This window comes from Polynucleobacter sp. 35-46-11 (assembly GCF_002281105.1).
On the sequence record NZ_NCFJ01000259.1, the window covers coordinates 1 to 3,596 of the forward strand.

Annotated in this window: 4 protein-coding genes; 3 read left to right on the top strand and 1 reads right to left on the bottom strand. The window is 46.9% G+C overall.

The annotated features are described in order from the left end of the window. Positions 1-226: chaperone modulator CbpM (locus B7Y67_RS13055; protein ID WP_293599024.1), on the top strand; the 226-nt coding region annotated here is incomplete at its 5' end. Positions 227-232: 6 nt separating this feature from the next. Next, on the top strand, positions 233-904 hold the full coding sequence (locus B7Y67_RS13060) for an alpha/beta hydrolase (RefSeq protein ID WP_293599025.1): 672 nt from the start codon (positions 233-235) through the stop codon (positions 902-904). A gap of 20 nt (positions 905-924) precedes the next feature. Here the strand turns inward: B7Y67_RS13060 and B7Y67_RS13065 are convergent, their stop codons facing one another. Beyond that, entirely contained in the window at positions 925-2,844 is a 1,920-nt protein-coding gene (locus B7Y67_RS13065) for an ATP-binding cassette domain-containing protein (protein ID WP_293599026.1), read from the bottom strand. A 101-nt stretch (positions 2,845-2,945) separates the two neighbouring features. On the opposite strand from B7Y67_RS13065, the gene B7Y67_RS13070 reads away from it, so the two are divergent. Further along, complete coding sequence (locus B7Y67_RS13070) at positions 2,946-3,548, top strand: ATP-binding protein (RefSeq protein ID WP_293599027.1); 603 nt, start codon at positions 2,946-2,948, stop codon at positions 3,546-3,548. The last annotated feature ends 48 nt before the right edge of the window (positions 3,549-3,596 follow it).

Consider the following 3,596-nt stretch of genomic DNA (forward strand, 5'->3'; position numbering starts at 1 on the left):
GCCCGAGGATCTCATCATGTCATGGGTAACAGAGGGAGTATTGAGCCCTACTGGCTCATCCCCTGAAGACTGGCGTTTTAGTGGGGAATCTCTAAAGCGTGCAAAGACTGCTGCTCGCTTAACTCATGATCTAGAACTCAATACGCCTGGAGTTGCTTTAGCGCTTGATCTTCTGGAAGAAATTAGTCGCCTGCGCAATCAGTTGCTTCGTGAAAATCTAGGATAAAAATTCATGGCCACATTGCCTTGCATTGAAATTGAAACCGCCCCCAATCCAAGCGCTTCTGTCATTTGGCTGCACGGACTAGGAGCTGATGGCAATGACTTTGTACCCATCATTCCTCAACTCAATCTGTCTGAGTGCCCTGCCATACGCTTTGTTTTTCCAAGTGCGCCCTCTATGGCAGTCACTGTCAATGGTGGTTACCTTATGCCAGCGTGGTATGACATTACCGAAAGAGATATTAATGCCCGCGAAGATATTGCCGGTATTCACAAGTCCGCAACAGCTATTGCGGAGCTAATTGAGCGAGAAGCAAGCCGTGGCATTGCCTATGACAAAATTGTTTTAGCAGGCTTCTCACAGGGCTGTGCCATGTCTTTACAGGTCGGCCTACGCTTTCCACACGCACTGGCAGGCATCATGGCACTATCAGGCTACCTACCCCTAGCAAAATCACTTGCAGTCGAGAGAAGTGACGCAAATAGCAAAACACCGATTTTTATGGCGCATGGTGTTTGGGATGCTGTGATCGTTCCAGAACGTGCTGAAGCTTCAGCTGATGTCCTAGAAAAATTAGGCTATCAGGTGGACTGGAATACCTACCCGATGGAACACTCTCTTCACCCAGATGAGCTGGTAGATATCTCCAGGTTTTTGACTATGGTGCTGAGCAAGTCATAAACCAATCAGATCAAATCAAATTAAGATTCTGAACGACTTAAGAGCAATTCCCAGCGTTGTAACTTGATATCTAGCTCTGCAGTAATTTCAGATAAACGCGCTTGCATACTCGCGGCCAATTCAGGTTCGTTTTTATAAAGATCGGGGTTGCTCATCGCAATACCAATATCTGCTTGCTCCGTCTCAAGCGTCTCAATCTGTAAAGGTAATGCCTCTAGCTCCAACCGTTCTTTCCCATTGAGCTTGCTCACGCCACCCTTTACAGCGGCGGGTTTTGATTCAACTTTTACCTCTGGCTTTACCTCTGATCTTTCAACAGCTTTAGCGCCGCCATTGGCCGCACGGATCTTATCTGAGCGCGCTTTCTGGATCTTCCAGTCTTCGTAACCACCTTCATACTCACGCCAGAATCCATCACCCTCGTTAGCAATGATGCTGGTCACGACGTTATCCAAGAAGTAGCGGTCATGGCTGACCAAGAACACCGTACCTTTGTAGTCTTGGAGTAATTGCTCGAGTAAATCCAGAGTGTCGATATCCAAGTCATTGGTTGGCTCATCCAAAACCAAGACGTTTGCAGGGCGGGCAAATAAGCGTGCCAACAATAAACGGTTACGCTCTCCACCAGACAAAGTGCTGACTGGTGAATTAGTACGCTCTGGTGCAAATAAGAAATCGCTTAGATAGCTCTTAACGTGCTTCTTATTGCCATTGATTTCAATCCACTCACTACCTGGGCTGATGTAGTCCTCAAGTGAAGCATTGAGATCTAAGCCTTCGCGCATCTGGTCAAAGTAGGCTACCTCAATGCGAGTGCCCATGGTTGCCGTTCCAGAATCTGGTGCGATCGTCCCCAGTATTAATTTGAGAAGCGTAGTTTTGCCTGCACCATTAGGACCAAGCAGACCAACTTTATCGCCACGCAAAATGGTTGCTGTGAAATCTTTCACAATCGGGCGATCGTAAGACTTAGAAACATTCTGAAGATCCGCAACGATCTTGCCGCTTCTATCTCCCGCAGAAACTGCAAGCTTGACTTGCCCAACCGCATCACGTCTTTGTGAGCGAGTAGTTCGCAGTGCTTCTAAGCGCGCAATTCGCGCAACACTACGAGTACGTCTCGCCTCTACACCTTTACGAATCCAGACTTCTTCTTGGGCGAGTAATTTATCCGCGCGTGCATTAGCCAAAGATTCGGAATTCATCTCCTGATCTTTCAATACTTCGTACGCCGAGAAATTTCCTGGGTAGGTGCGCAAAATTCCACGATCAAGCTCTACAATTTGCGTGCAAACGTTATCCAAGAAGGCGCGATCATGGGTAATCAGAATTACGGAGCCTTTGTATTCTTTAAGTAAATCCTCCAACCAAGAAATCGAATCTAAATCAAGATGGTTGGTAGGCTCATCCAATAGCAATACATCCGGCATCTCCACAAGAGCGCGAGCTAAGGCAACACGCTTCTTCGTTCCACCCGATAAGGTATTAATCTTGACATCAGCCTCTAAATGCAGGCGATCCAATGTTTCATGAACGCGCTGCTCCCAGTTCCAGCCGCTTAAGGCCTCTAATTGGGATTGCACTTCATCAAGGCGATGGTGAGCGGCATCGTCCCACTCTCCTACGCTCAGGGCTTCATACTCTTCGCGCAGCGCCTTGGCCTGAGCTACACCCTTGGATACGGCATCAAAGACAGTTTCTTCAGCCTCAAATATTGGTTCTTGAGGAACATAGGCAATGCGGAGGCCTTGCTGATATTGCAGCAAACCATCATCCATTTTTTCTATGCCAGCCAAGATCTTCAATAGAGAGGATTTGCCAGTGCCATTGCGGCCAATTAAGCCAACACGCTCCCCAGATTCCAATGAGAAAGCAGTATTTGCGAGGAGGTCAACGTGGCCAAAAGCCAGTTTTGCATCAGTGAGTACGATTAAAGCCATGGCGACATTATCGTCACTTCAAGCAAAGTGGTGATATTTCCAATAAACATGGGATTGAGAAGTAGAATTTAACCAGGCAATACACCCAAATAAAGCGATAAATGACCTGTAAGCTCAGCCCTGGCGCACCACGACTTATCCTCTTTGCAGGCCATGCGGGCACCGGTAAAACTACTTTAGCTAAAAAGGCTCTACCCCTAATAGTGGAAAAGACCGGTGAGGACTTTTTCTTCTTAGATAAAGATACAGTCTACGGCGCCTATAGTGCCCATGTCATGGAGCTCACTACCAATAATCCCAATGATCGCGATAGCCCCTTCTATCTTCAGAACCTCAGGGATTGGGAATATGCAGGCCTCATCGCCATCGCCAAAGAAAACCTCCAACTTGGCGTCAATGTCATCCTAGTAGGTCCATTCTCTAGCGAGATACAAAGCGGACGGATGTTCAATCCCGAGGAGCTTGGAGTACCCAGTGTATCTAGCATCAAAATCGCCTGGATAGATCTCGATGAAAGCGAAGCAAAGCGTCGTATGGAAAAGCGCGCAGACCCTCGAGATGAATACAAACTCAAGCACTGGGATCAATACACCAAACGCAGAGTTAATCCTCCAGGGCATATTGCAATACAGCGCTTTGATAATTTACATTTTGATGAAGCCAAATTTGAGAAGTTGATTGAACACTTGATTAATAATGAGTGAACAAAAAAATAGAGCCCCTTAAGGGCTCTATCTCAAGAACTAAGAACT